Source organism: Desulfosporosinus sp. Tol-M2 (assembly GCF_059735615.1).
In genome coordinates, this window is record NZ_JCAIJG010000160.1 from 535 (window position 1) to 1575 (window position 1041).

Annotated in this window: 2 protein-coding genes; both read right to left on the reverse strand. The window is 35.0% G+C overall.

The genetic code is table 11. The annotated features are described in order from the left end of the window. Positions 1-34: 34 nt before the first annotated feature. Positions 35-361: a nucleotidyltransferase domain-containing protein gene (locus tag AC6I5A_RS12245; protein WP_052168077.1), complete on the reverse strand. Its 327-nt coding sequence runs from the start codon at positions 359-361 to the stop codon at positions 35-37. Continuing rightward, positions 328-756 (reverse strand): HEPN domain-containing protein, encoded by a 429-nt coding sequence (locus tag AC6I5A_RS12250; RefSeq protein WP_052168078.1) that lies wholly within the window; start codon positions 754-756, stop codon positions 328-330. Before AC6I5A_RS12250 ends, AC6I5A_RS12245 begins: the two co-directional genes overlap by 34 nt. Positions 757-1041: the final 285 nt, after the last annotated feature.

The following is a 1041-nucleotide window of genomic DNA, read 5'->3' on the forward strand; positions in this document are numbered from 1 at the left end:
GGTATAGCCATGGGGGTTTGTATCAATATGCCAATTATTTAGTGATAATAATTTCTTGACCAGTACTTAATATCTCTTCCACAATTCCATCAGGCTCAGTAAGATCGCTTGTTGTAAACGCCAGTGGTTGCAAATCTAATCCGTAATCTGCTGCTTGCATAAATAAGAATCTAAACCTTTCAATTGGCTCCATTCCTATGAAATCATCTGAAAAAACCGCCAAATCTATATCACTATCGCTAGAAAAAAGTCCTTTGGCATATGAACCAAAAAGTATAACCTTATTAATTTTTATCTGTTCGCCAACCTTTTGCAGATAATCAAATATTACTTCTTGAATTGGCTGAGGGACTGAAGCCATGCAAACACCTCCTCAGTCTTACTAAGAACTTCTTCTGCCCTTGTTTCAGTAATATTTGAGGATAGCTGTCGTTTATAATCAGGATATCTTTCAGCAATATAATAAAAAAGTAGATCTGAAAAGAATAGTTTATATTCCTGAGCTTTAAACAATACATGATTTCCTGTAAATTGTTCGACTTCCATTAACCCCTTGATAATCAACCAGATATTGTGAGATCGGGGGGGTTCTCGATCAATATATAAAACATAAAGCCCTTTAACAATTTTTTCGATAGCTTGCTGGGCCATAAAAACCACGTATAAATATCTTCCTGTTCGTAACATAACTCTTGCTGTTTCAAGATCGTAGATTGCTTTGCTTTCCCAATATTTAAACTTCTCAAAAGAATCCATATCCTAATCATCCTCTCAAATCTTGTTACCATATTATACCACAGTTTTACATGCAAAATAAACGTTAGCTTTAGAACAATGCAGTTTGCTGGTTATTAATGGTTCCGGCTATTTTAATATACCACAAATCAGTGGATTTAGTGGGGCTTTGATCGGTAATCTCAGCAATCATCTCAATGGACTGCGTCTTTTACGTCACCGTACACAAAAGAGATAGGCTAGTTCATAATAATACTCTGAACAAGCCTATCTCTTAAATTTAGATGTTAATCCCTTTAACTAAAC

Bases quoted from the DNA above. Each gene is read 5' to 3' on its own strand.
- AC6I5A_RS12250 (WP_052168078.1), bottom strand. From the start codon at position 756: ATGGATTCTTTTGAGAAGTTTAAATATTGGGAAAGCAAAGCAATCTAC.
- AC6I5A_RS12245 (WP_052168077.1), bottom strand. From the start codon at position 361: ATGGCTTCAGTCCCTCAGCCAATTCAAGAAGTAATATTTGATTATCTG.